Source organism: Gemmatimonadota bacterium, from assembly GCA_009835325.1.
Classification (GTDB): domain Bacteria; phylum JAAXHH01; class JAAXHH01; order JAAXHH01; family JAAXHH01; genus JAAXHH01.
Window position 1 is genome coordinate 16,850 of sequence record VXWP01000002.1, and the last position, 26,906, is coordinate 43,755.

The window sequence follows — 26,906 nt, forward strand, 5'->3', positions numbered from 1 at the left end:
AGGGCCTGATCTCCCGTCAGGACGAATCCCGTCAGGACGAATCCCGTCAGGACGAATCCCGGAGGGTCTCTCCCATGACCCAGGTGGAACCGGAGCCCCTGTACGCCGCCTTGATGTCGCCCGCAACGCGCGACTTCGCCCACGGATTTCTTCCGCCCGAAGACCCCCTTTCCCGCCTGCCCGAAACCTTCGGAGATTGGGAACAGGCCGGCGGCGTGCTGCCCAAGCTGGCCCTGACACGGTATATCCGCCCCACGATAGAGGACCTGCCCCCCTTTCCGGGGTGCAGTCTGGAAACTCTGGCCGAGCATGAACGGGCCATGAGCCTGCTTTCCTTCCTGGCCAACATGTACGTTTTCGCCCCCGATCACCCGGTGGCCACGGCCATCCCCCCGAACCTGGCCACGGCCTGGCACGGCGTGGCCTGCCGCCTTGGTCGGCCTCCCATGCTGACCTACGCTTCCCAGGTCATGTACAACTGGCGCAGATTCGATCGCCAGGGCCCCGTTGAGGTCGGCAATCTCCACATGATGCTGAATTTCCTCGGCGGGATGGACGAAGAGTGGTTCGTTACGATCCACGTGCATATCGAGGCGGTCTCGGGACGGGCGCTCTCCGTGCTGATCCCCGGTCAGGATGCGGTGGCGCGGGGCAACGCCGGCACCGTTAGGCGCTGCCTGAACGCTGTGACCGGTACGCTCCACGAAATGCGGGCGGTCCTGGAACGCATGACGGAACGGTGCGATCCCAATACCTACTATCACCGGGTCAGGCCGTACATGTTCGGCTGGAAGAACAACCCCGAGCTGCCCGACGGCATGGTGTATTCGGGCGTGGGGGCCTATGAAGGAAAGCCCCGGCAGTTCCGCGGTGAAACCGGGGCGCAGAGCGCGGTCATTTACGCCGTGGACGGTTTTCTCGGGATCGAGCACGGTTACGATGAGATGCGGGCCTACCTGATGGAAATGCGCGACTACATGCCCGTGCAGGACCGGTACTTCATCGAAACGGTGGAAGCGGGACCCTCCGTCCGGGCGTTCGTCCTTGAACGAGGGAACGGCGAGCCCGACCTGAAAAACGCCTACAACGCCGCGGTGGAGGCACTGTACGAATTCCGGCGGCTGCATATCGAGTACGCCGCCATGTACGTGCTCAAGCCCGGGCAGCAGGAGAACAAGGGCCACGTGGGCACGGGCGGCACGCCCTTTACCGTCTACCTGAAAAAGCACATCGACGAAACCCTCGCGCACCGGATCTAGCCGGTACGGAGCCGAAAACCGTTGCCCCCACGGGCGCTTTCCGTTAAATTGATATACCGGTAACGGCCATATCCACAAGGGCTTAGCGATGGCGCGCCAGTTCGACATCCCCAGCTACTATAAGAGTGAAATCACCTCCCGGATCAAGCAGGGCCGGCGGCTGGTAGATCCCAAGAAGAAGGACCTGGCACCCTCCGTACTGGATTTCGGTGGCGTACGGTTCATTTTCGCCCGTCATTTCGGTTTCTGCTACGGCGTGGAAAACGCGATCGAGATCGTGTACAAGACGCTGGAGGAAAACCCGGACAAGCGGATCTTCCTGCTTAGCGAGATGATCCACAATCCGAATGTCAATACCGACCTGCAGTCCAGGGGCATCCAGTTCATCCATACCACCCTCGGTGAACAGCTCATTCCCTGGGACGAGCTGACCCGGGACGACCTGGTTGTCGTCCCCGCCTTCGGCACCACGGTGGAGATCAAGGAAATGCTGACCCGCCGCGGGATCGATTTCTGCACCTACGATACGACCTGCCCCTTCGTCGAGAAGGTCTGGACCCGTGGCGGACAGATCGGCCAGCAGGGGTTCACGGTCGTCATTCACGGCAAGCCCCGGCACGAAGAGACGCGCGCGACCTTCTCCCACAGCGTCCAGCAGGCCCCGACCGTCGTTGTGCGGAACCGGGAGGAAACCCTCATCCTCGCCGATATCATCACGGGGGAGATCGACACGGACCGGTTTTTCGAAGTATTCGGCGACAACTGCTCGGAGGGGTTCGATCCGGAAATCCATCTGGACCGGGTCGGCGTGATCAACCAGACCACCATGCTCGCCAGCGAGACCCACGAGATCGCGCGGCTGATCAGGGAAGCGCTGGAAGAACGGCACGGTCCCGAGCGCATTGCCGATCACTTCGCCGACACCTCCGACACCCTGTGCTACGCGAGTAACGAGAACCAGAACGCCACCTACGCCATGATCGAAAAGGGGGCGGACGTCGCCCTCGTCGTCGGCGGCTACAACTCGTCCAATACCTCCCACCTGGTGGAGCTCTGCGAGGAAACGATCAGCACCTTCTTCATCAACAGCAGCAAGGACATACTGTCGGACCGGCAGATCCGCCACTTCGACCTGGAATCCAAGTCGATCGTCGCGACCATCGACTGGCTGCCGGCCACCCGGCCCGTCGACATCATCCTGACCTGCGGAGCGTCCTGTCCGGATATCATGCTGGACAACGTATTGCTGCGCATCCTCTCTTTCTTTCCCGATGCACCGCCGGTAGCGGAAGTCCTCGCCGAATACGAGCACTCGGTCCGCCCACCCGTCGTTTCCGCCTCATGAGCCCACCCGGGAGTTCCATGCAGATCGGGGTCAGTTCATACAGCTACAGCCGGTTGATCCGAAGCGGCGAGATGACGGAATTCGACGCCATCCGCAAGACGGCGGAACTCGGATACGACGTGATCGAGTTCTCCTCGCTGCACCCGCCCGGAGGCGAGCCGTTCGATCAGTATGCTCCCGACGTGCGCACGGCCTGCGACGAGACGGGTCTTCCCATTGCCAACTACACGGTCGGCGCGGATTTCATCAACGGTAGCGGGGGAGACTGGCAACGCGAGGTGGAGCGGGTGAAGGACGAGGTGCGCATTGCCCACCTGCTCGGCGCGCCCGGCATGCGCCACGACGCCACGAGGGGATTCCCCGACAGCCGCCCTGGCGAGCGTTCTTTCGATGATGCCCTGGCCGTCCTCGTTCCCGCGATCCGGGCGGTCACGGAGTTCGCGGCGGACCTGGGCGTCCGGACCATGGTGGAGAACCACGGGATGTTCTGCCAGGACAGTGAGCGGGTGGAAAGACTGGTCAATGCCGTGAATCACGAGAATTTCGGCGTGCTCATCGACATTGGCAACTTCCTGTGCGTGGACGAACCGCCCGACGCCGCCGTGGGACGACTGATCCCCTACGCCTTTCACGTCCATGCCAAGGACTTCCACACCCGGCCGGGCACGGCCACAGACCCCGGTGAGGGATGGTTCCGAACCCGGGGCGGCAACTATCTCAGGGGCGCTATCGTCGGCCACGGGGAAGTCCCCCTGGCGTCCTGCCTGCACGTCCTCTCACGCCACGGATACGATGGCGTGCTTTCCATCGAATTCGAAGGGCTCGAGCACCCCGTCGACGGCGTTCGCATCGGACTCGACAACCTCAGGCGCTACCTGGGCTGACCAGGCTGGCCAGCCTGATCGCGGGAACCGTCCGGATCGCCGCGTCCGCCGTGCTACCTGGGCTGACCGTGCGGTCTACGCGAGGTGGATGACTTCCCCCGATTCCATGGATTCATTCGCCGCGAGGGTGACGGCGAGGCTGTTGACGACGTCGCCGTAGGCCGATCGGATGAGGGATGGATTCTCCTCTTCGATGGCCTGCAGGAAGAGTTCGTTTTCGAGCTGGTAGGGGTTGTTCCGACCGGGATACCGCACCGTTTCATCTTCGCGCACGACCTCCAGGTTGCCTCCGGCGATTTTCACCGTGAGCCCCCGGGCAATAACCTCCAGGGCGGTTCCGTAACCCTGTTCGGCGACACAGGAAGAGAGTATGGTGGCCACGGCGCCGCTTTCGAATACGAGCGACACCGTGCTGGCGTCCTCCACGTCGTAGTTCGGCAGATCCAGCATCCGTCCCTTCGTCCCCGCCGCGTAGACGCTGACCACGTCCCCCATGAGGTACCGGGCGCAGTCGTACACGTGCGTGGTCTGCTCCACGATCTGTCCACCCGACTTGGACTTCACGCGCCACCAGGGGGATCCGGGCGTGTTCCCGATCCAGTATCCGATCGCCAGGGCCGGCCGCACGCCGGACAGCAGGTTCCGTGCCTTTTCCGTAGCGTCCAGGTACCGCCAGTTGTACCCCACGCACGAGAGGACGCCACATTCTTCGACTCTTGCCGCGATGTCACGCGCGGTATCGACGTCCAGCGCCTGGGGTTTCTCGACGAACAGGTGGAGGTTGCGTTCCAGCACGGCCATTTCAGGATCGCCGTGGGCGAAGGGCGGGAGGCACACGTACACGGCATCCAGTTCTTCCCGGTCCAGCATCTCGCGGTAGTCGCCGTACGCGCGGCCTCCGCACCGGTCGGCCGCCGCCTGCGCGCGCTCGACCTGGATGTCCGCGTACGCCACGAGTTCGGCCCGCTCGATTTCCGGCAGGAGTCCCAGGTGCATGCCCGCGATGCCTCCGGTTCCGATAAAACCTATACGAACGCCCATGCGAAGTCCTCCGCTGTTCCCTGCGCGTGAATCCCACGTTGACCGGCCATGCCTGCCGCCGGTGTACCCCCTGCGATCATGAATCTCTCTTAACGACGATCAGCGTCGTGTCGTCGTCCTGGCCGCCACCGCCCACGAAGGCGCGCCATACCTCGATCACGTGATCCCGGATCTCCTCTACCGGACAGTCATGACAGTCCTTGATCGCCTGTTCCAGCCGTTCGATGCCGAATATCTCGTCTTCCAGGTTGGACTTCTCGATGAGGCCGTCCGAATACAGGACCACGACGTCTCCATCGTCCAGGTACACGCGGCCGTCCTCGAAACTCGCGTCCTCGAACGAACCGACGATCAGGCCCCCTGCGTGGAGATTGACCGTTTCACCGGATTTCCGGCACAGCAGGGGCGGTGGATGGCCGGCGTTGCAGTAGACGAAGGTGTTTTCCTGCAGGTTCGCGATACCGTAGAACAGGGTGGCGAACCGGTCCGCGGACGTGACCTCGTACAGGACCTCGTTGACGTGACCGATGACGTAACTCGGAAGGTAGACGTAGTAATTGGCGTATTCGTGGAACGACGTATAGAGCGAAGCCATGGTCAACGCGGCGGGAATGCCCTTGCCGACCACGTCGCCCACGGCCACCCCCAGTTGCTTGTCCGAAAAGGGAATGAAATCGTAGAAGTCGCCTCCGACCTCCCTGCTGGGTTCGCTGAATGCGGCCAGGGAAAGGCCTTTCACTTCCGGCACGGCGCGCGGCAGCAAGGCGCGCTGAATCTCGCCGGCGACCTCCAGTTCCCGGTCCAGCAGCCGGCTCCGCCGCGCGTCATCGAAGAGGCGCGCGTTCTGAATAGCGATACTCGCCTGTGATGCAAAGGCCTCCAGCAGGGACTGGGCCTCCTCGTCGTAGGCGTTCGCCCGGTCGTTTTCGATGTTGAAGACCCCGATGACCTGGTTCCCGGAAAGCATGGGAACGGCCATTTCCGATTTCGTGCCCGGCCTGTGCTGCACGTACCGGTCGTCCAGGGACACGTCCGGCACGATGATCGCCCTTCCGGTCTCGGCCGCGGATCCGCTGATGCCTTCGCCCATCTTCAGGTTGATCGCGTCCAGGTCCGGCGAATATCCCCGGATGGTCTGTTCAACCACCGCGTTCTGGTCCTCGTCGAGCAGGAAGATGACTGCCGCATCGTAGGGCACCACGGTCTGCAGCGCGTCGATGATGAGGTTCAGGACCTCGCCCAGGTCCAGCGAACTGCTGATCCGCTTGCCCACCTCGTACAGGGCGGTCCGGTGGATCATCTCCCGCCGGGCCAGTTCAAAGTGCAGCAGCCGCGTGACCGCGTAGCCGGCGTGGCGCGCCAGGGAAATGGTTACCTCGAGGCGTTCCGGGTCGAAACCGGTCTCGCCGGATGCCATGGCCGCGAGCAGGACACAGTGAAACCGTTCGTCGATCTGGTGATGGAAAAGTACGGCCTGGCCGGTCAGCACATCGCGGCCGGACACGGTCCGCAGGGGCCAGTCCAGCTGCCGGACGTCCTCGACCAGCCGGGTGCTCGGCTGGGACCGCAGCCAGTCCAGCAACGCCTCGACCTCACGCTCCGTATCGGGCAGGATTAAATACCGGCCGGTAGTTTCGAAGACGATCCGGTTCGAGACGCAGTCCACCATGAAGAACCGGCAGGCTTCCGCACCGGACAGCTCCAGCGAGATCTCTTCGATCGCAGCGGACAGGTCGGCTTCTCCCGTTGCGGCCGTCATGCGGGTCAGTCCATCGACCACACGATGCCACAGGATATCCGAACGCGCTTCGACGACTGTTGAATCAAGCATGGCGATATTGGGAAAGTGCACCGCGTTATCGCGGGCGGTTTCAGGCCCCTTGTGCTCCGGTCAGGGGCCGGTCGTACACGTACTGTCTGACAGCATGACGACAGCCTGTTTCATGTCATCGGGCAGGGTTGCCTTGAAAGAATGGGGCCGGCCCGAGAAGGGATGGATAAACTCCAGTTCGGATGCATGCAGCGCCTGCCGCCGCAGGACATCCAGCATCTTTTTCAACTTCGGGCGGCGCCGGGGCGCCGTGCCGGCCAGCCGCTTGTGCCGTCCCCCGTATACCGGATCGCCGATGACGGGATGGCCCAGGTGGGCAAGATGAACCCTGATCTGGTGCGTACGGCCGGTTTCCAGCGCCAGGGCCAGCAACGACCCGTCCTCCATGGATTCGCTCACGCGGTAATGGGTGACGGCACGGCGGCCGCGGTTTTCCTCCACCACGGCCATCCGCTGCCTGAACCGGGGATGCCGTCCGACTGGCGCGTCGATCGTACCCGAGGGTTCGGCGAAACGGCCCCATGCCAGGCCGGTGTAGCCACGTTTGATGCGCCGCTCGGCCAACTGGCGGGAGAGAAACGCGTGGGCGTCTTCCCGTTTGGCCACGATCATCAGACCGGACGTATCCTTGTCCAGGCGATGTACGATACCCGGCCGGACCGGATCGTCGAACTGCTCCAGGCTTCCGCAGTGGTGCAACAGGGCATTTACCAGCGTCGAATGCGCATGACCGCAGGCCGGATGCACGACCATGCCCGCCGCCTTGTTCACCACCAGGAGCGCTTCGTCTTCGTAGACGATGTCCAGTGGGATGGGCTCCGGCTCCGCGGTCGAGGGAGGGGTTTCGGGTATGGTCACGGCGACGACGTCGCCTTCGGAAACCCCGTGGCCGCACTTTTCCACGACGACCGAGTTGACCGAAACTGCGCCGGACCGGATCCAGCGCTGTATTCTCGACCTGGTTACCGGCAGGTCCGTCTCCGACAGGTAACGGTCCAGTCGCCACTGGGACTGCGAGGCGGGCACCACGGTCTCGACGAAGGATCCCTCCCATTCATCCGGAAGGCGCTTCATCGTTCAATATCCGGTTGATGGCGGACAGTCGCGTGAACAGGAGGATGATCCCGATGGTGATGGCGGAGTCCGCCACGTTGAATACGGGCCATCGGTACGCTCCCACCCCGATATCGATGAAATCCGTAACCGCGCCGTAGGCCGCGCGATCGATCAGATTGCCGATCGCGCCGCCCAGTATGCTCATCACGGCATACCGTCCCCACCGCTCGACGGGGGGAAGCCTGAACAGGTAGTAGATCATGACCGCGCAGGCGATGACCGACAGCACCAGGTAGAACCAGCGGCCGCCGAGGGTGATGCCGAACGCGGCTCCGGGATTCCGAATGTACGTTAACTGGACCACTTCCCCCAGGAGGGGATAGGACTGGTGAAGCGCCATCCCCTGCTGAACGGCGATCTTGGTAATCTGGTCCAGGATCAGGATACCGGCGCAGACGACGGCCGGCTTTGCCAAAGCTTTCAGTCCGGAGATGTTAGATCAGACCTCGTTCTTCCTTGGACTTGCACTCAATGCACATACGGGCGTGGGGTACGGCCTCGAGCCGGGCCTTGCCGATTTCTCCATTGCATACGTAGCAAAGTCCGTAGGCGCCGTTCTTGATGCGCTCCAGGGCTTCGTCGATATGAAACAGGAATCGACCCTCGCGGGAGGCGAGGTCATAGGCCTGTTCCTGCTCCATCGATTCGGTACCCTGGTCCGCCGGGTGTTCCGAAAAGGGATAACTGCCCGCGACATCGCGCGCCGCGGAGTTAATCGTCTTGTTTCCGAAATAGCCCAGCTCATGCAACAGCGTTTCGCGTTTTTCGAGCAGGAGCTTTTCGAAGCGTTTCAGATCTTCACCCGTCATCCATTCCTCCACGGCAAAGAAGACATTGATTGATGATAGCAGCCAACCTTCCGTAATCCTCACTTCGCGCGGGTATCGACGAACATAAGACTTTTCCGTCGACCGTCAAACTCTTTTCAACGACTCCCACCGCGGCGACCGGCAGGCCGCAGTGTACGGCCGTAATCACTTCATCCAGCAAACCTTCGCCGACCACGTCGACTCCCGCCCGGACCCACGCGGCGAGTTCGTCACCGGCCCCGGACCGTGCGACCCGTCCATACACGACGCCCCGCAGCTCAAGTCCCAGGGAAGCCGCGCCTCTTTTGAGCGCGTTCGACCAGCGTGCGTCATAGGGCGCGCCCATGTCGGGATACCTCGGACCCAGGCGTTCGTCGTTCGGTCCCCGGAGCGGATTCTCGCCGGTGCAGTTTACATGGTCGTCCACGATCACGAATGAACCCGCTTCGCATCCGCGATTCAGCGCGGAACATCCGGTCGCGCACAATATGCTTTCAGCCCGAAGCATCCGCAGGACCCGCACCGCATCGATGCGGCGTTCCAGGTCCATGGCCCTTCCCAGGCAGGGGAGCAGTACAGACCCCGCCCGGTACACGGTTTCAAAGGGTGCCCAGGATACGGGCGCACTCACCGTGCTCCAGGGACAGGCCTCAGGAGGTAATTCCGGGAGCGACAGGCCGACTATCCTGTGTCCCCGCAAGTGATCGCCCATCCTGCCGGCCAGCCGAGAGATTCGCTCGTAGGTCATTCGCTCGCGTGTGTCTGCCTTTGGATATCTGGCGAACCCGGAATCAACCCGATCGGGATTCAGCCTGGCCGGGGTTGCCGTGCGGAGCCCGGCGCCGGTTGCTCGCCGCTTTCCCGGTCCATGCTCCGCATGGCGTCCAGTTGCTCCTGGTGGGACTCGAGCAGAATCCTGAATTTGACCTCGTAGTCCTTCCTCAACGTGGTGAGCGCGCCCAGTTCCCGCTTGATTTCAGCGACCTGGTTGTTCGCGTCGGAGATCCACCGGTCCGCCTTGTTCTCCGCATCTTTCAATACGTTTTCCGCTTCTTTCATCGCATTGGCCTTCATGTCGTGAATGACCTTCTGCGCGGATACGAGCGCGTCCTCGAGCAGTTTCCTCCTCCGGCCCACATCGGACAACTCGCTGTCCATCTCCGCCATCCTGGTCCGCAGCGATTCGTTTTCATTCGCAAGGTCTTCTAACGCGCCGGCGGCACTGTTCAAAAACGCTTCCACTTCATCCATATCGTAGCCGCTGACCCAGCGCGTCTTGAATTTCCTTTCCCGTATTTCCTCCGGGCTTATGTCCATGCGTTCACCTCTGTTTCCTGGTCTGCTCGTCGCGCTCCTGTCAGATCCGCAGTAACAGGGGCAGGAGACTCACCTGGATAAACCTCAGTATCAGAATGGCGATCAGCGGCGAAAAATCAATGCCGTACGTCGACGGCAGGATCCTGCGGATCGGCGCCAGAATGGGATCGCTGAAAAGAATGAGTATCTGGAAAAGCGCGTTGCCCGTGTCCGGGTTGAAGAACGAAAGCACCGCGCGTACGAGTATCACGATGAAGAGCACGTCGAAAATGAAGTCGATCACGTAGACGATGCTCTCGAGGATCATTTCCGCCGGAGTGCCGGCGGCCTGTGCCACCATCGCTCCGGCCTGGTACAGTACGAGACCGTGCAGAACGCCAAGCAGTACGATGCCCAGCAGTGCGGACACGTCCGGCCGTCCGATCCGGTAGCCGGTGAATCGGCGGATCGGGGCCAGGAAGAAGTGGGCGATGTTGTGCATCATATGTCCGGACTGGCTGAACGCGAACGGAGATTCGATGGATATGAAGAAAGCGCCGAGAAACAGGATGGCGAGCACCCGCACCACGAAATCGAATACGTCCAGCATTCCGGCGGCCAGGGAAGTGGACAGAGGCACGCCCATGACGGTCGTCACCAGGAATCCCCGCACGATCACGAGGGCGATTATGGCAAAGACGGGTGACCAGTCGAAACGCGGTTCGCCGCGCATGATCACCTGGCGGATGGGCCGAAGCACCGGTTCGGTCGCCGTGTACAGTCCCCGCTGGATCGGGTTCTCGCTGAAGGGGCTCGCGGCGGGCATGAACAGGCGGAGTCCGAAGGCCAGCATGTAGATGTTGATGATGAATTCGATCAGTCCCATGAAGGGTCCCGTTCACTGCCGGATTAACGGCGTTTCATGCCTGGCGCGCACCGAAAACGGCCGTACCGATGCGGACCGTGTCCGCGCCTTCCTCGATGGCTACCTCGAAGTCATGGGACATGCCCATGGAGAGTACGTCCATACCCACGCCTGCGATCCCGGCGGAAGCGATGCGGTCTCTTGTTTCACGGAGCAGCCGGAAAGCGGGCCGGGCATCTTCGGGATCGGGTGTGAACGCGGGGATCGTCATCAGTCCCCTTACGGACAATCCGGGCAGCACGGACAACTGCTCCGCGAGTTCCAGTGCGCGGTCCGGCTCCACGCCGGCCTTCGTCTCCTCCGACGACGTATTGACCTGGATCAATACGGGCATGGTCCTGCCCGCGGCCTGCAGCCGCCGGTCGAGTTCCTGGCCAAGGGAAAGGCGGTCGACGGAGTGAATCATGTCGAAAACCCGCACGGCGAACCTGGCCTTGTTGCGCTGCAACGGACCGATCAGGTGCCAGTTTGCACCGTCGTCCTGGCGGATCTTCTCGAGCGCTTCCTGGACCCTGTTCTCACCGAAATCCGTGACACCGGCCCGCCTGGCCTCTTCGATCATCGAAAGGGGCTTGGTCTTCGATACGGCGATAAGCTGAATGGTCGAGGCCTCACGGCCGGCTCGCGCGGCAGCCCTGGATATACGGTCGTACACCCGGACCAGATTTTCTTTGATCGTGGACAAAAGATCAACCTCACCGAAAAACCAGTCTGCTAATATATGCGAACAGGGGCCCTGGTCGCAACAGAAATCAGTAAACTTCGAGGTGGCGAAAGGAAACTAGATTCCGCCCCTTCCCGCCGACTGATATGAATGTGCTGGCGCCGATTGAATCCATCCCGGATTGGTCGGCATGCGACCCGAGACGGAACCATTATTCGAAGGAGGGACAGCTTGCTATCACGTGTATCGAGCGGCGCCGTGCAGGGGATCGAAGCGATTCCCGTGGTGGTGGAAACCCACATCACCAACGGCCTTCCTCATTTTTCGACCGTCGGACTGCCGGACAGCGCCGTGCGGGAGAGCAAGGACCGCGTCGTGGCCGCCATCAAGCAGTCCGGTTTTACCTATCCGTACCGGCGTATCACCGTCAACCTGGCCCCCGCGGACGTGCGCAAGGCGGGTACTTCCTTCGACCTGCCCATTGCCGTAGGCATTCTCGCCGCGTCGGCACAGTTGCCGGCCCAGTCGCTTGAAGACACGATCCTGCTGGGCGAGCTGTCACTGGACGGCACGCTCCGGCCGATCCGGGGCGCGCTGCCCGTTGCGCTCGCCGCACACCGCCTCGGCGCGCGCAGGCTGATCGTTCCGAACGAGAACGCGAAAGAAGCTGCAATGGGCGGCGGTATCGACGTTTACGGCGTGCCGTCCCTGGAATCCGCGGTCCACTTCCTCCAGGGCCGTAAGCGATTTGAACGGTCCCGGCACGAAGCCGGGCCAATGCTTTCTTCCGGTGCGGATTATCCCTTCGATTTCTCCATCGTCAAAGGACAGGATCACGCCAAGCGCGCCATCGAAGTGGCCGCCGCGGGATCTCACAACCTGCTGCTCATCGGTCCACCGGGTTCCGGCAAGACGCTGCTCGCCCGCTGCGTGCCGTCCGTACTGCCCGATTTCACGCTGGAGGAAGCACTGGAAACGACCCAGATTCACAGTGTAGCGGGGAAAATCCCGCCCTTTACCCCTTTGGTCACCACCCGGCCCTTCCGGGCTCCTCACCACACCATCACGGAAGCGGGCCTGATCGGCGGCGGGAGCATACCGAGACCCGGAGAGGTGTCTCTCGCCCACAACGGCGTGCTCTTTCTGGACGAGTTGCCTGAATTCCGGAAGCATGTGCTCGAATTGCTCCGGCAGCCCCTTGAAGACGGCAAGGTCAACCTGTCCCGCGTTTCCAGGTCCCTTTCCTATCCCGCGCGATTCACCCTGGTCGCGGCCATGAATCCGTGCCCTTGCGGATACCTCGGCGATCCGGGCCGCGAATGCACCTGTCCGCCGGCCCGGATACACCAGTACATGTCCCGGATATCGGGTCCGCTGCTCGATCGGATCGATTTGCACGTCGAGGTGCCGCCGGTACCGTACGCGGACCTCGGCGGCCGTTCCGGTGGTGAACCTTCACGCCGCGCCAGAGACCGGATCAACCGGGCCAGGGAACGACAGTTACCGCGTTTTGCCAACCGTCCAGGCGCTTTTGGAAACGCGCACATGACACCCCGTGAACTGCGCCGTTACTGTGGATTGGACGGCAGGGCCCACGACCTGTTGCGGAACGCCATAGCCCGTCTGGGTCTTTCCGCCAGGGCCTACGATCGCGTCCTGAAAGTCGCCCGGACCATCAGCGACCTGGCCGGCGAGGAAACGATAGGTGCCGAACATGTGGCCGAAGCCATACAGTACCGGTCCCTGGACCGCAGCAAATGGATGGATCACTGAGCGGGTTGCATAGTCCACAAACAACTTTGAATCCACCGTGACCTGTGCTATAGTAGATAAGGTTTTTGAGACCTGAACGACGAACCGACAGTCCACCGGAATACCGGGGGAAAGGAATCCATGCTCAGAACCGGAACGGGGTTGGCCGGCCTTTCCGCCATGCTCCTTTTGATCGCGGGATGCAGCGGTACCGGGCAGGCGGACTCCCCCGTGTCCTTTTCTCCGGAACGCTATGCGGCCCTTGTGGATACCCTTTCAGAGCCCGGCGGGTTTTTCGACAGCGACAACCTCGTCTCCAACGAGGCCGGCTATCTCCACGTAAAGCAAACGCTTAAGCGGCTCGGTGTCGAGGGCGGTGTCTACATCGGCGTGGGACCGGACCAGAATTTCACCTACATCGCGCAGGTTCGCCCGCGGTACGCCTTCATTCTCGATATCCGCCGGGACAACCTCATCGAGCACCTGCTCTACAAGGCTATTTTCGCCCTGGCGGAATCACGGGCGGAATTCCTTTCCATCCTCTTCAGCAAACCCATATCGCGTGCCGAATTCACCGCCGGCCAGCCCACGATCGAAGCGTTGGTGACCTATTTCGATCGAACGGACGGAGACGAGGATCTGTTCCACCGCAACCTGGAGCGCATCCGGGCTCGGATCAGCACTTTCGAGGTCCTGACGGGAGATCGTGATGCCCGGCGCGTGTCCGAGCTGTACCGTTCCTTCTTCGAGCGGCATCTGGATCTGAGGTGGGAGTACCGGTCAGACGGGGACCGGGGCATATCCTTCATTACCTACAGAACATTCCTGCTGGGCCGGGACCTTAAGGGTGCTTACGGAAATTTCCTGGCTTCGGACGAAGACTACCGGTTCATCCGCGATATGCAGGCCCGCAACGCCATCATTCCCGTCACGGGAGACTTCGCGGGCGGCCATGCTCTCAGGGCCATTGGGGATTTCGTCCGGGGAAGGGGGGACCGCATCTCCGCGTTCTATCTTTCGAACGTAGAGTACTACCTCCAGCCCGAAGGCCGTCTCGACGAGTTCGCGGCAAACGTCCGGTATCTGCCCACGGACGGTCGAAGCGTATTGATACGTGCCTACGTCAATTTGAGGCAGCGCGCCCATCCGCTGCGTGTGGAACGGAACCTGATGACCACCGTACTCCAGTACACGCGCTCGTTCAGCCAGCTTTTTGCCGACGGAGCCTACCGGTCTTACCTGGACCTGGGCGTAAAGAACTACATGCAATAGGGGCGGGGCGTGCCAGGGTCAGAGCGTCCGCTCGACCGCTTCCACTGCTTCACCGAGCACTGAGGCGATCCGGATCACCTCGTCCTCGTTGACGGTGTAGGGCGGACTGATCGCGACGTGATCGCCGTAGACGCCGTCCACGGGTCCCGGTGCGCCTGGCATGATCAGTACGCCCCGATCGAAGGCTTCCCGGACCACCCGGCCCGTCACGCCCAGCGCCGGATCGAAAGGCGCGCCCCGCGCCTTATCCGCCGCAAACTCGACGCCGCAGAGAAGGCCCTTTCCGCGCACCGTGCTCACCATGGGCCGTTCGGTCAGCGGCTGCAGGTGTTCCAGCATCATCTCACCCATTTCGGCGCAACGCGCGACGAGATCATGACGTTCGACGTATTCCTGCACGGCCAGCGCGGTGGCGCAGGAAAGGGGATTGCCGCCGTAGGTATGGCCATGTACGAAGGCCGGCGCGGTTTCATAGATTGTCTCGTAAATCTCGTCCCGCGCTATCGTCGCGGCGATGGGTGTGTATCCGCTGCTCAGGCCCTTCCCGGTAGCCATCAGGTCCGGGATGACACCCCAGTGGTCGATCCCGAAGTCAACCCCGGTCCTTCCGTACCCGGTGACGACCTCATCTATGATCAGGAGAATCCGGTAGTGATCGCAGAGGTCCCTTACCTTGCTGAAGTAATCGTCCGGCGGCGCCAGTCCGGCCGCGGAGGTTCCCAGGACAGGTTCGACGATGAAGGCGGAAATGTACTCTGCGCCGATCTGGCGGATCACGCGTTCCAGTTCGTCGATGCTGTGTTGCGCTATGTGAGGGAAATCCAGCAGGTACGGCGTGTAGTCTTTCCGCCAGGCCGACCGGCCCGACATGGACAGGGCGCCGATTGTATTGCCATGCCAGCTCTGCCAGCATGAAATGACCTGGTACTTGGACGGGTTGCCGGATTCCAGGTGGTATTTCCGCGCGATCTTCAGCGCCGCTTCCGTGGCCTCCGACCCGCCGGACACAAAAAACACCCGGCCCATTCCCTCCGGGGCCATATCGGTGATCTTCCGGGCCAGGTCGATCTGCGGCTGGCTGATGAACTGGCCGTAAGCGAATGCGACCTTCCGGGCCTGACCGGCCATGGCCTCCGCGATTTCTTCCACGCCGTGGCCTATGCTGACCACATGCACGCCGGCACAGGCATCCAGGTAGGCCTTGCCGTCGGTATCATAAAGGTAGCATCCGCTGCCGTGTGAAATCCGCGGCCAGTGGTCCTTCCGCGCACGGTGGAAGATTCGCTCCTTCGGTTCGCTTCGACCGTCCATGTACTCTCCAGGAATCGCGCGTGCTGCCCGTAATTGGTATGGGAGACCCGGCCGCTTACCTCAGGATGCGCTGGTCGCTGAGGTCCTTGCCCCCGACGGTCTCCATGATACTTGCGGCCGGGAAGGCGATTTGCTCCAGACCCGCTAATGCGTTTACGATATGGTACTGCGTGGGCAGGTCCCGCCATTCCGCCCGTTGGAACCGCACCCTTCCCCGGACTGTTCGTTGCGCCGTCACCCTGCGGTTCGGGGTGGCGGACGGGGTCAGTACGGCGTATTCCGCGTCGGCCTCGTCCCAATCTCCGGTCCGTGGTATGTATTTGTAATGCAGGGTTCCGGTCAGCTCGGCGTCCTCCGCCGCGGCTACATCGGGGCCATTGGTCTCGGCCGCGGCTTCACCGGTCGGCGCCGCGGGCGGCGATTCCATTTCCGACAGGTTCATTTCCATGAAGCGGAATCCGAGCCAGTCCGCCGTACAATGCGTCTCGCCGTTCAGCACGGACGGCGGCGGGATCGCGCAGTATATCTTCGAGAAACCGAGCTGTTCCCTCCCGGTGAGAATCGGATCGGCCAGATTCTCCCACAACACCGCGAGGAAGGGGCCGCGGGCCCGGTCCCGTTCCCCCCTGTACTCGGCCGGGAAACTCACGCCGAGGGTATTGTAACCCCTCCCGGCCAGCCACTCGATTTCAGTCATATAAGAAACCGTCACAGTCACCACGGGATCTCCGGCCAGCCGGAACCCCATCGGCAGCAGGGCTTCGAGCTGTTCCGGCCGGGTCAGGAAACTCACGGAATACGAGGCGGTCCGCGGCGAGTCCACGCCTTCGAACCGCCGTCCATCGGGTCCCTGCCGCGGACCCGCGGCAGGTCCGAAATGGGTCGGCATCATGTGCATCCGGCCGGGCTGAAGCTTGTAGGGCATGGACGTTCCCTCACTGAAACCGTAGGGCCGCCGTCCGGTCCAGGTACGTACCGGGACGGGTAAACACACGCCGGTCTATCTAATATTTGCTGGCGTTGAGATGGTCGGACTATATACAATCCGATCCAGGCCTGTCAAGTAGAGGGAGTCGCACACGGAGGCAGTCATGCGGCACAGAATCCTGGGGAAGACCGGCATACGGGTCAGCGAGATCGGCATGGGCGGTTTGTTCGTTTCATCCCATGGCTCGGACCGGGCCGAGGGCATTCGGGCGGTACGGCGGGGACTGGAACTCGGAATAAACTTCGTGGACACGGCGCCTTCGTACCGTGATTCCGAGGAAGTGATGGGGCTGGCCCTGGATGGTGTGACGCAACCCTTCATCCTTTCCACCAAGCTCGGCGGGAGGCCACAACCCTTCGATCCCAGGGACCCGGACCAGTTGCGGCGGTCCGTGGAGACCAGCCTGGAATTGTTGAAGAGAGACGTGATCGACATACTCATGATCCACGAACCGGACCGCCCCGGCCAGTATGACTGGTTTACGGACTGGGAACGGTTTCACGGTCCCGTTTGCGAGCTGATCGAGGTGTTGAAGTCCGAAGGCGTGATCCGGTACACCGGTCTGGGCGGCACCACGGCGTATACGCTGCCCGCCATCATGGCGACAGGCGGGTACGACGTCGTGCTTACGGCATTCAACTACAGCCTGCTCTGGCAGGAAGCGGTCCACGCGGTGCTTCCCGAAGCCTTGAAGCAGCACATGGGGGTTGTCGTGGGATCTCCCTTGCAGCAGGGGGCGCTATCCGCGTGTTTCACGGAGCAGGTGGAACGCGGGGCGCCCTGGTTGTCACCGCCCCGGCGCGAGCAGTTCAGACGGCTGTACGCCCTGGTGGATGACCTGGATATGCCCCTTCCGGAACTGGCGATCCGCTGGGTGTTGTCTAATCCCGCCGTCTCTACGGTCCTATCGGGATCGAGGTCGGTCGAGGAGGTCGAGCAGAACGTCGGTTACGTGGCGTCGGGGCCGCTCCCGGCGGCGGTCCTGGACCGGGTGCGGGAGATCGCGGACCTGGTGCCCTTCCGGCCCTTCGAGGAGCCCTTCGGCCTGCCCTTCGCACGCACTTACCGGGGGCCCGGCATGGCGCGGTAGACCGTAACGAACCGGATGCGTTACCGGTCATCCGATCGATCGTCCATCATACCCAGTACATTCCGCAGATTCGAAGCGGCCGTGGCGTAGTCGTACTTCGCCGTAACGTGATCGGTCTCGGCCTGCTTCAGGACGAACTGGGCGTCGATGAGCTCGAGTTGGGTGCTGACGCCGCCCTCGTACTGTACCTGCGCGATGGACAGGCCGCGACTGGCCAGTTCGACGGCCTCCTCGCCCGCCCTAACGCGTTCCGACGCCTCCACCACATTGAGCACGGCCTCGGTGACGTCCACCTCTATCTGCTTCCCGAGCTGGCGTTCGACGTAACGCGACAGCTCATAGTCCGCCTGGGCCTGCATGATACGGCCCGAGTTCTGCCTCCCGTCGAAGACCGGAATCGATACGTTGATGAGCGTGTTCCAGCTTCGGGAGAAGTCGTTGAACCCGATCGACTTGAAACCGGGGTCGTTCACCTGGGCCTGCATCAGGTATCCCGCGGAAAGCGATACGTCGAGCCCGTTTTCTCCCCGGGCAAGCCGGATCGCCGCATCGTTCATCGTGGTCTGCAACCGGGCGGCTTTCAGGTCCGATCGGTTTGTAAGCGCCTGGTCCACGGCCGTTTCGATGTCCTCGGGCAAGCCGGATACGTCTACGTCGAGGCCGCCGGTACACCGTATACGCGCCTGCCGGGGCAGCCCGATCAGGCGCTTGAGGTCCGCTTTCGCGATCGCGAGCCGGTTCCTGGCCTGTGTGACCGGCGGGAGGGCGTTGGTCACTTCCACCCGGGCCCTGAGTACGTCATAGTCCGATACCGTCCCGGCTTCGTAAAAACGTTGTACGCCTTCGTACTGGGCCTCGGCACGGTCAAAGGCCGCCGTGGAGACCTCCAGCGTGGCTTCGGCCAAAAGGACATCGTAGTACCCGTCGTGGATCTGGTGCACGATGTTTCCTCGCATCCGGTCCGTGTTGGATGCCGAAATCCGCTGGTAGTAACGCGCGATTCTCAGGCCGACGCCAACCTGTCCGCCCCGATAGATGGTCTGGGAAAGATCGAGTCCGAAGTTGATTACGTTGTCGGTACCGACTTTGAAGGTCTGGCCGCCGAAATTAAACTCCGGAAGAGCCCAGTTCCGTGTGACGGAACTGCTGAAGTCGAGCTTGGGCAGCGCTTCGGAATAGGCTTCCCTCACGCGCGCCCGGGCACGGTCTTCCTCCACCCTGGTACTCAGTAGGGATTCGTTATTCCTGAGCGCAAGCTCGACGGCCCGGTCGAGCGTAAGCACGATCTCGTCGTCTTGCTGGGCGGACAACGGTAGTGCGACGCCGACCGCAATAGCGATCGACACCACGGCATTTTTCACGGTGCGAATCATGCGATCCTCCAGCTTTACTCTCCGGCTTACGTTCATACCGCTGATACGGGCTGATCAACGGCGACACCGCTATCCCGCCCGCTTTCTTCTTCTGCCTTCGCTTCCCGGTCACCCCGTTCGGCCCATCCCGACACGAAGTCGTACATGACGGGCACCACGATCAGGGTCAAGACCGTGGCTATGGCCAGTCCGAAGATCACGGCTACGCCCATGGGACCCCACCACTGCGAGCTTTCTCCGCCGATCTCGAGCGAGAGCGTCATGAAATTGAAGCTGAACCCGGTGGTCAGGGGAATGAGGCCGAGGATGGTCGTGATCGCCGTCAAAAGGACCGGCCGAAGCCGGGTCACTCCGCCCTGGACGATCGCTTCCCTCCGCCGCAGGCCGCGGTTTCGCAGTTTTCTGATGTAATCGATCAGCACGATGGCATTGTTTACGACGACACCGGCCAGGCTGATGACCCCGATTCCGGTCATAATGATGCCGAAGGGCGTGGCCGTCACGATCAGTCCAAACAGGACCCCGATCAGCGACAGCACCACGGACATCATGATGATAAAGGGCATGGTGACGGAATTGAACTGCGTGACGAGCACGAGCGTAATCATGATCAGGGCGATGAAAAAAGCCCTGGACAGGAACTCGGTCGCTTCGTCCTGTTCCACGTTCTCACCGGCGTACCGCAGGGCGTATCCCTCGGGCAGGTCGAGGTCCGCCAGGGTGGCCTGCACATCCGCGAGCACGTCGTTGGCGAGCCGGCCCTCCACGTCGCCTTCGATGGTCAGCACGCGTTCCTGGTCCTTCCGCCTGATGGATCCCACGCCGCCGTCCACACGGGTCCGCGCCAGGGTGCTCAACGAGACCAGTTCGTCTTCATGAATGATGTGTATGCGTTCCAGGTCGGCAAACGTGGCCCGCTCGGGTTCGGCGAACCGGACCACGATGTCGTATTCTTCCTCCCCTACCCGGTACTTGGAGGCTTCCGTACCATTGATGGCGGTGCGAACCGCCCGTGCGATCTCTGCGGTGTTCATTTCCAGCAGGGCGGCCTGTTCACGGTCGATTTCGACTTTCAGCTCAGGTTTGCCCGAATCGTAGTCGTCCTTGAGGTCCACCAGGCCCGGAATGTTCTCGATGCGCAGCATCACCTGGTCCGCCAATCCGCCGAGTATGGCGAAATCCTCCCCCACGATTTCGATGTTCACCGGCGCTGCGGTGGGCGGACCGACATCGGGCGTTACGATTTCCACGTCTGCGCCGATGAGCCGTTCCATCCGCTGTCTGATCATCTCCACCGTGTAGAAGGAGGACTGTTCCCGGTCCTGCCGTTCCACCAGGTCGACGATGATCCGCGATCTGTGGGGCGTCCCGCCGCCGCCGCCCGAGCCGGGATTCTGGGAGTCCGAGGCTGCCCCCACGCTGGCGACGTACTGGTTCATGTCGGGCACGTCCTGTATGAAATCTTCCGCCTGCCGGACCACGCCGTCGGAGACGTCCAGCTGGGTGCCGATCGCCGTGTTGACGTCGATGTAAGCCTGGTTGGGTTCGGTCTCCGGGAAAAACTCCACCCCCTTGCCGATCAACCCGTAAAGCACGATCATCCCGATGAGCACGCCGCAGGTGACGAACATGACCGGGGCCCGGTGGGCCAGCGCCCACATGAGAAACCGGCTGTACCGCCCGCGCAGGGATATCAGCCACTTCTGGTCCTTCCGCGCCGTGTTCACGTTGAGCAACACGGAGCAGACCGTGGGATTGATGATGAGGGCGACGAACAGCGAGGCGGACAGGGTGATGATCAGCGTGGCCGGGAGATAGCTCATGAAGTCGCCGATAATGCCCGGCCAGAACAGCATGGGGGCAAAGGCGCACAGGGTGGTGAGGGTGGAAGTGCAGACCGGCACGGCCACCTCGCCCACGCCTTCGCGGGCGGCGCGGACCAGGGGCCTGCCTTCCTCGCGGTGGCGATAGATATTCTCGACGATCACGATGGCGTTGTCCACCAGCATGCCGAGTGCCAGGATCAGGCTGAAGAGCACGATCATGTTCAGGGTGTAGCCCAGGATATCGAGCACGATGAAGGAGATCAGCATGGACAGCGGAATCGCTATGGCCACGAAAAGGGCGTTGCGCACGCCCATGAACATGAACAGCACGCAGACGACGAGGATCAGGCCCGAGATGATATTGTTCTCCAGGTCGCTGACCATGGAACGGATGTCCTTGGACTGGTCCGCCAGGACCGCCAGGTTTACCGTCGCCGGCAACCGCTCCCGTTCGTCGTCCAGCAGCTCCTTTACGGCGTCGGCGATCTGAATCAGGTTCTCTCCGCTGCGTTTCTGTACGTTCAGGGTAACACAGGGCAGGCCGTTCAGCCGGGCGATGGAGGTTTCTTCTTTGAATCCGAAACGGACCTCCGCCACGTCCGTGATGGCGATCGGTTGCCGGTTGCGGGTCTCGACCACCAGCGACCCGATCTCCTCCGGCGTCGTGAATTCACCCGGGACCCTGACGGCGTAACGCAGGGTTCCGGTCTTGATCGAACCACCGGGCATATTCAGATTTTCCTGGCGTATCGTCTCGATGATATCATCAAGCTCCAGGCCGTAGTACACCAGCCGGTCCGGATCGACATTGACCTGTACTTCCCGTTCCAGCCCTCCCGCGACCGTTACGTCCAGCACACCCGGGATCTGCTCGATGCGCTGCTCCAGGTCTTCCGCGATGTCTTTCAGCGTTACGAGGCTGTGGGTCCCCGCAACGTTGATCACCAGGATGGGGATGTCATCGAAGTTGATCTCCTGGATGGTGGATTCCTCCGCGTCTTCCGGGATCTCGGCCCGCGCGAGGTCGACCTCCTCACGAACCTTCTGGAGCGCATTGTTGATGTCGACGTCGGTTTCGAATTCGATGACCACCGTCGAGATCCCCTCGCTGGAGGTAGAGGAAATTTCTTTCACATTGGACAGTTCTTCGAGATGCTTCTCGATCGGCTGGGTAACGAGGTTCTCGATGTCCGCGGGAGCCACGCCGAAATAGGGGGTGGCGACAAAGACGATCGGTATGGTGATCGAGGGGGTTGATTCGCGCGGCAGGGACAGGTAGGACATGAAGCCGAGGAGTATCACGGCCCCGGTCAAAACGAAGATGCTGATTCTGTTTTTGATCGCCAGGTCAGAAACTTTCAACTGGAAATACTCCCGTGGACGCCCTCGGCAAACGCGGTCACCGTGCTACATCCCTTCGTTTCTGACCTGAATGGTTTCACCGTTTACCAGGTTCCGGTGGCCGACGACAATGAGGGTATCGCCCGTCGCAAGCCCATTCGTCACCAGCACCTGGTCGCCGGAAGTCGAACCGAGTTCAACCGGTACGGAACGGGCGACGTTCCGGTCTGCCAAAAACACGATCCGGCCCTGATCGGTGTCGATAACGGCGTCCTGGGGGATGACGATGGCTGCCGGTATGTTGTCTTTGACCACGCGGATGGTGACGGCCATTTCGGGCTTAAGCCGGTGCGCCGGATTGTCCAGCGTGATTTCCACGGGTACGGTTCGGCTGTCCGGGTCCAGCGTCGTTCCGATATAGGAGATGTCCGCTTCCAGGGTAACGTCCGGATAAGCAGGAAACGTAAGGGTAGCCCGCGTGCCGTCGGTGACGTGTTTCAAATGACGTTCGGGGACACCGGCCACGATCTTGACACGGTCGATCTCCACGAGGTCCACGAACTCCCTTCCGGGCGTTGCCAGTTCGCCCACCTCGAGATTGCGGCTGTCCACCACCCCGGAGATCGGGGCCCGGATAACGGTCTTGCTCAGGTAGGTCTGGGCCTGTTGATGCCGTGCGAGGTTTATGTCATGGCGGTACTTGGTGTCGAGGTAAACGGACTCCGCCAGCGCTTTCTGCTCCAACAGCCGCTCCTGGTTGCGCAGGGTCAGGCCGCTGGCGTTTACGGCCGCTTCGGCCTCGTCCGCGGCCGCCTTGAGCAGTTCGTCGTCCAACCGGGCCAGCACGGCGTTCTGCCGCACAGACTCGCCTTTTTCGACCTCAATGTGCCTTACCAGGCCGGTTGCTTCAATGCTCACCACGACGCGCCGGACCGGCTTGACTTCGCCCACCAGCCTGAGATGATTGATGAATTCCCGGGGCTCGACCACCCGGGTCACCACGTTTACAGACCGCGTTTCCTCCACGGCGGACGCTTCGTTGGCGGCGCTGCCGCTTTCACTGCAGCCTGCGGCTGCCAGTATGCCGACCATGCATGCGGCCGAACCCAACCAGTGCCTGGCGCGGTTGATCATCGATGCCCGCTCCTTGTATATCTTTTGTATATCTGCGTGTACCGTTTCCGACGTACTGTTTCCGACGGCCAACGCCGACTTGCCGGGACGGCCGAAATAACGTAATATCAGGACATCCTGTCAAGTACATCTATACAAAAGGGGACGGTGCGCCATTCAATAAAACAGCGGTCCCCAGCGAGGTAGATTCCATGGCCGGGGAACCACGCTGCGCACCGCCGACATGTTATGTGGAAAACGATCAACAACATCGCGTACCGGCTCTACTTCGCGTACCGGAGCCGGATATCGCGCCGTGAAAACAAGCGGTGGACGGTCCGGGTTGCACCAACGCGGGACCCGGAACCCAGACCCGTGCTATACGTGGCATGGGGACGGATCGGAGACGTGGTCCTGGCCACCGGGCATCTCAAGCGGATGCGGCGGTGGTTTCACCCCAGTCCGGTCTGGTTCCTGGGAAGGTCGCGCGTGAGGCCGCTCGTCGAGCCGCACGTGGACGCCTTCCTGCCGTTCCCCGAACCGGCCGCGCGCCTAACCGGGTCCGGAGGCGCCCCGGCCGCGTCGCTCGATGGGATCGCGAACCGGTCGTTCCGGTGCGTCATCGCGGACATTCACACGTTCTACGGCGGGCTCTTCGCCCTGGATGCCGTGCTTGCCGCCGTGCGGGCGGACCGCAGGTTCGTCTACGAAGGATACCACCTGGGCGAAGACCTGGCGCCGGAACGGCCCTATCCGGCCGGGTACGAGGTCGTGCCCAAGTACGAGGACGGTGAAGGCGGGGGAAAGAACTTCGCCTCATGCCATTTATTGCATCACAACGCCCATTACATCCGACGCGTGCTGGCGCATTGTGGCGTTGAAACGGACGGCGGGGAGGCGTGGCGGCCGGATCTGGATCACGTCGGATCGGGAGCCGACGCATGCCATCGCTTCGGGGTCGAACCCGGGGAGTACGTAGCGTGGCAACCCCTCAGCGACAATCGGCGGAAGGACTACCCGATGGCGCGGTGGGCGGAGACGATCCGCGCATTCCCTGAAATGCAGTTTGTCGCGCTGGTCGAGCCCGGCAGGGCCGACGAAGTGAGCCGGACGGCGCCGCAAGGCGTCCGCGTGATCGAAACGTCTTTAACCGGGGTGATGAAGTTGATACGGGAAGCACGCCTGTTCGTCGGACTGGACTCGGGACTGAGCCATATCTCGACGGTCATGGGTACCCCCACGGTGTGTGTCTGTCCGGACAGCCACCTCGGGTATTTCTTTCCCTATCCGGAAAGCTACGGTTACAGGAACCTGCACACCGTCGTACATCCGGACTACCTGCCGTGCCGGGGTTGTTTCATGACCTGCCGGCACGAACCCCTCACGTCGACGGTCACCCGGGGCGCCCTCTGCCTTCGCACGTTACCTTCCCGGCTGGTCATCGAGGCCATCCGGTCCGCATTGTAGTTCCATGCCGCATTACAGCTCGGCGGCCGATATGAATTTGACCCGGGCGGGACGGACGAGTGCGATGAGATCCTCGATATCGAACTCGGCCAACAGTCCGAAGCAGAAGAGAGGCGAGAGGGATTCGTACCGCCCGGGTTCATCAATCAACCGGTGCAGGCTGGCAAGGCCGCGATGCAGTATGATTTCATCGACCGCCTTGCCGCAAAGGGACGCTGCCATCAGGGCGATCACCGAGGACACGGGACCTTGCGCCGCGAGCCCCAGCGGGGCCGCCACGCCCGGACGGTCCGGATCCGGACGGGCCGGGCTCACATGATGCATGACTGCCGCGAGCTGGGCGACCTGGAGACCCAGCATCCTGCCTCCGCCCGACGCCATCATCATCGTCCACTGATGCGGCGCCTTGCCCAGTCCGCAGGCGCCCTGCATGACCACTTCCACCTCCGTGGCCGTGACCTGGTCCCGCAGGGCTTTCTCGGCCAGGGCTTCCGTCCCCTGCCGCCCTTCGTCCGCCAGGATCAGACGCTTTTTTCCAGAGCCCTGGCCCGTGGGTACGGTGGTCACGACGGGTAGTTCCCATCCGTCCCGCAAATGGTAACAGGCGTATTCCGGCCGCCGGCCGTTTCCTGTGCGCGAAGCCTGACCGGTCACGCGTTCAACGGTCAGGGGCCGGTAACGCAGCAAGGACGTCAGCCGTTCCCTGCCCGCCGCCTGCCACCGGGAGAACGCGGCGGGATCCTCCGGCGGCTTCCGGCGTTTCAGTCCACTGGCCAGGGACCGGGCCAGGGAGACGAAATCGGCGTTATCCGCCGGCGTTCCGACCCAAAGTGCTTCTTCGGTGCGGACTTCGTCTTCCGAGGGAATCTCTTCGTCGCGGGACGGCGCGCCAGGCCGGCCGTCCAGGAAATGCCGGTTCAAGAACCCGTAGAAACGCTCCCGGTGTTCCCGCTCGTAGTTGTGGGTGCCCGGATCCAGGTTATTATGGAATGCAAAGGCGTCCGGTCTTCCGAGCGAATCGTACAGCGGCAGAACCGGTTCATAGACCGAGGGACGCGCCCTGGCGGTCTGGAAGCAACAATCGTCATATTCGTTATACATCAGCAAGGCCGGACGGGGCGCAAGCAGGGCCGTGAGCATGGGATAATCGGCCGTCGCGGCGAGGTCCGAGGCGTTCTGTTCGATGTCACCCCGGTCGGCCCGGTGGTTGACGCGGCTGTCCAGGCCGATGTAACCGGCATTGGGCGCGGCGAGACGCACCCTCGTGTCCAGGGCTGCGAGCACGATCGTCTGCCAGCCTCCGCCGGACAGTCCGGTCACGGCGACCCGCTCCGGGTCGACCTGCTCCAGGCCCAGCAGCACCTCCAGCGCGCGGCACATGACCAGGTAGAACACGGCAATGCCGGCCACACCACACAGATCCAGGTAGCCCGCGTTGTTGTGCTGGTAGCCCGGGCCCTGCAGTTCTCCGAAGTTCAGCCACTCCGGATTCAGCGCAAACACGCCCCGGCGGGCCAGGTTGACGCAACGTATCTGCTTGTAATCCACCGCCTTGCCCGGCGGGCCCACATGCCCGTTGAGGTTCAACACACCCGGCGCCGAAACCGCCGGTTCGTCCGGTTCGTAAAGCAGCGCCGGAATGACCAGGCCGGGCTGACCGTCCTTACCGGGCTGACCGGGCTGACCGGGCAACGCGCGGTAGGTCAGCTTGCGTATCCGGTATCCCTTCCCGGTTTCGATCACGTCGCTCCACTCGACGCCGGCCGCGCCGTTTCTCCACGCGTCGGGCACGCCCTTGAAAATCACTTCGTCCAGCACGGTCTGTCGCAACTTGCCGGCCTCTTCTTCCCAGGTCGCGGCATCGGGCAGTTCGAACCGTGAGAAACGGCTCAGCAAGTAAGCCTTCAGCGTGTCCACCGTGTGCGAAGGCCGGCCCGGGTCATTCATCGTTTCGGCTCCTCGTGCATCGAATAGGGTGAATCGGCAGGATTTTCCGGTATCGTCTCCATATTCACCTCCACTTCAAGCTCGATATCGCCCCCTCCGAACAGCACGCCTCGCGTGGGGGACACGTCCTGGTAGTCCCGCCCCACCGCCACCCGTACGTGGCGTTCGTCGGCCAGCGTCGCGTTCGTGGGATCGAATCCCGTCCAGCCGGGTCCGGGCAGCCGGCACTCCACCCAGGCGTGCGAGGTCGTTCCCC

The 26,906-nt window shown here is 62.4% G+C and carries 22 protein-coding genes and 1 pseudogene; 7 read left to right on the forward strand and 16 right to left on the reverse strand.

Annotation, left to right across the window (positions count from 1 at the left end; translation table 11 throughout):
- Positions 1–113: 113 nt before the first annotated feature.
- The 3 genes from F4Z81_00200 (at position 114) to F4Z81_00210 (ending at position 3,488) form a co-directional block, all read left to right on the forward strand.
- Positions 114–1,259 (forward strand): hypothetical protein, encoded by a 1,146-nt coding sequence (locus F4Z81_00200; GenBank protein MXW03469.1) that lies wholly within the window; start codon positions 114–116, stop codon positions 1,257–1,259.
- 88 nt (positions 1,260–1,347) lie between these two features.
- Positions 1,348–2,604 (forward strand): 4-hydroxy-3-methylbut-2-enyl diphosphate reductase, encoded by a 1,257-nt coding sequence (locus tag F4Z81_00205; protein MXW03470.1) that lies wholly within the window; start codon positions 1,348–1,350, stop codon positions 2,602–2,604.
- A complete protein-coding gene (locus tag F4Z81_00210; protein MXW03471.1) occupies positions 2,601–3,488 on the forward strand; it encodes a sugar phosphate isomerase/epimerase in 888 nt (295 codons plus the stop codon). Before F4Z81_00205 ends, F4Z81_00210 begins: the two co-directional genes overlap by 4 nt.
- A gap of 75 nt (positions 3,489–3,563) precedes the next feature.
- Here F4Z81_00210 and F4Z81_00215 read toward each other — a convergent pair whose 3' ends face one another.
- The 9 genes from F4Z81_00215 to F4Z81_00255 all read right to left on the reverse strand — a co-directional run bounded on the left by F4Z81_00215 (position 3,564) and on the right by F4Z81_00255 (position 11,191).
- Positions 3,564–4,529: a Gfo/Idh/MocA family oxidoreductase gene (locus tag F4Z81_00215; protein MXW03472.1), complete on the reverse strand. Its 966-nt coding sequence runs from the start codon at positions 4,527–4,529 to the stop codon at positions 3,564–3,566.
- Positions 4,530–4,605: 76 nt separating this feature from the next.
- Positions 4,606–6,360: a SpoIIE family protein phosphatase gene (locus F4Z81_00220; GenBank protein MXW03473.1), complete on the reverse strand. Its 1,755-nt coding sequence runs from the start codon at positions 6,358–6,360 to the stop codon at positions 4,606–4,608.
- 60 nt (positions 6,361–6,420) lie between these two features.
- Entirely contained in the window at positions 6,421–7,434 is a 1,014-nt protein-coding gene (locus F4Z81_00225; GenBank protein MXW03474.1) for an RluA family pseudouridine synthase, read from the reverse strand.
- Positions 7,415–7,909 (reverse strand): signal peptidase II, encoded by a 495-nt coding sequence (lspA, locus tag F4Z81_00230; protein MXW03475.1) that lies wholly within the window; start codon positions 7,907–7,909, stop codon positions 7,415–7,417. The genes F4Z81_00225 and lspA overlap by 20 nt, the downstream gene beginning before the upstream one ends.
- A gap of 1 nt (position 7,910) precedes the next feature.
- Entirely contained in the window at positions 7,911–8,285 is a 375-nt protein-coding gene (locus tag F4Z81_00235) for a TraR/DksA family transcriptional regulator (GenBank protein MXW03476.1), read from the reverse strand.
- Positions 8,275–9,033, reverse strand: a complete 759-nt coding sequence (locus F4Z81_00240) for a hypothetical protein (protein ID MXW03477.1) — start codon at positions 9,031–9,033, stop codon at positions 8,275–8,277. The genes F4Z81_00235 and F4Z81_00240 overlap by 11 nt, the downstream gene beginning before the upstream one ends.
- Positions 9,034–9,092: 59 nt before the next feature.
- Positions 9,093–9,602, reverse strand: coding sequence for a DivIVA domain-containing protein (locus F4Z81_00245; protein ID MXW03478.1), 510 nt, complete (start codon positions 9,600–9,602; stop codon positions 9,093–9,095).
- 40 nt (positions 9,603–9,642) lie between these two features.
- Entirely contained in the window at positions 9,643–10,467 is an 825-nt protein-coding gene (locus tag F4Z81_00250; GenBank protein ID MXW03479.1) for a YggT family protein, read from the reverse strand.
- Between the two features lie 34 nt (positions 10,468–10,501).
- Entirely contained in the window at positions 10,502–11,191 is a 690-nt protein-coding gene (locus tag F4Z81_00255) for a YggS family pyridoxal phosphate-dependent enzyme (GenBank protein MXW03480.1), read from the reverse strand.
- Positions 11,192–11,401: 210 nt separating this feature from the next.
- Here F4Z81_00255 and F4Z81_00260 point away from each other — a divergent pair, with 210 nt between their 5' ends.
- On the forward strand, positions 11,402–12,943 hold the full coding sequence (locus F4Z81_00260; GenBank protein ID MXW03481.1) for a YifB family Mg chelatase-like AAA ATPase: 1,542 nt from the start codon (positions 11,402–11,404) through the stop codon (positions 12,941–12,943).
- 120 nt (positions 12,944–13,063) lie between these two features.
- A complete protein-coding gene (locus F4Z81_00265) occupies positions 13,064–14,194 on the forward strand; it encodes a hypothetical protein (protein MXW03482.1) in 1,131 nt (376 codons plus the stop codon).
- An 18-nt stretch (positions 14,195–14,212) separates the two neighbouring features.
- Here the strand turns inward: F4Z81_00265 and F4Z81_00270 are convergent, their stop codons facing one another.
- Complete coding sequence (locus F4Z81_00270) at positions 14,213–15,505, reverse strand: aminotransferase class III-fold pyridoxal phosphate-dependent enzyme (GenBank protein MXW03483.1); 1,293 nt, start codon at positions 15,503–15,505, stop codon at positions 14,213–14,215.
- A gap of 55 nt (positions 15,506–15,560) precedes the next feature.
- Complete coding sequence (locus F4Z81_00275) at positions 15,561–16,430, reverse strand: hypothetical protein (GenBank protein MXW03484.1); 870 nt, start codon at positions 16,428–16,430, stop codon at positions 15,561–15,563.
- A 166-nt stretch (positions 16,431–16,596) separates the two neighbouring features.
- Between F4Z81_00275 and F4Z81_00280 the strand changes: the two genes are divergently transcribed.
- Entirely contained in the window at positions 16,597–17,583 is a 987-nt protein-coding gene (locus tag F4Z81_00280) for an aldo/keto reductase (GenBank protein MXW03485.1), read from the forward strand.
- A 20-nt stretch (positions 17,584–17,603) separates the two neighbouring features.
- On the opposite strand, the gene F4Z81_00285 is transcribed toward F4Z81_00280, so the two are convergent.
- The 3 genes from F4Z81_00285 to F4Z81_00295 are packed head-to-tail and all read right to left on the reverse strand — an operon-like array spanning position 17,604 to position 23,257.
- Positions 17,604–18,992 carry a TolC family protein gene (locus tag F4Z81_00285; GenBank protein MXW03486.1) on the reverse strand — a complete coding sequence of 463 codons (1,389 nt, stop codon included), beginning with the start codon at positions 18,990–18,992 and terminating at the stop codon, positions 17,604–17,606.
- On the reverse strand, positions 18,989–22,144 hold the full coding sequence (locus tag F4Z81_00290) for an efflux RND transporter permease subunit (GenBank protein MXW03487.1): 3,156 nt from the start codon (positions 22,142–22,144) through the stop codon (positions 18,989–18,991). Before F4Z81_00290 ends, F4Z81_00285 begins: the two co-directional genes overlap by 4 nt.
- Positions 22,145–22,189: 45 nt before the next feature.
- Positions 22,190–23,257: an efflux RND transporter periplasmic adaptor subunit gene (locus F4Z81_00295; GenBank protein MXW03488.1), complete on the reverse strand. Its 1,068-nt coding sequence runs from the start codon at positions 23,255–23,257 to the stop codon at positions 22,190–22,192.
- A gap of 228 nt (positions 23,258–23,485) precedes the next feature.
- On the opposite strand from F4Z81_00295, the gene F4Z81_00300 reads away from it, so the two are divergent.
- Positions 23,486–24,703: a glycosyltransferase family 9 protein gene (locus tag F4Z81_00300; GenBank protein MXW03489.1), complete on the forward strand. Its 1,218-nt coding sequence runs from the start codon at positions 23,486–23,488 to the stop codon at positions 24,701–24,703.
- A 12-nt stretch (positions 24,704–24,715) separates the two neighbouring features.
- On the opposite strand, the gene F4Z81_00305 is transcribed toward F4Z81_00300, so the two are convergent.
- Together F4Z81_00305 and F4Z81_00310 are read right to left on the reverse strand one after the other, a co-directional pair.
- Positions 24,716–26,650, reverse strand: a complete 1,935-nt coding sequence (locus tag F4Z81_00305) for an acetylxylan esterase (protein MXW03490.1) — start codon at positions 26,648–26,650, stop codon at positions 24,716–24,718.
- Positions 26,651–26,754: 104 nt separating this feature from the next.
- Positions 26,755–26,906 (reverse strand): annotated as a pseudogene (locus F4Z81_00310) (transglutaminase family protein).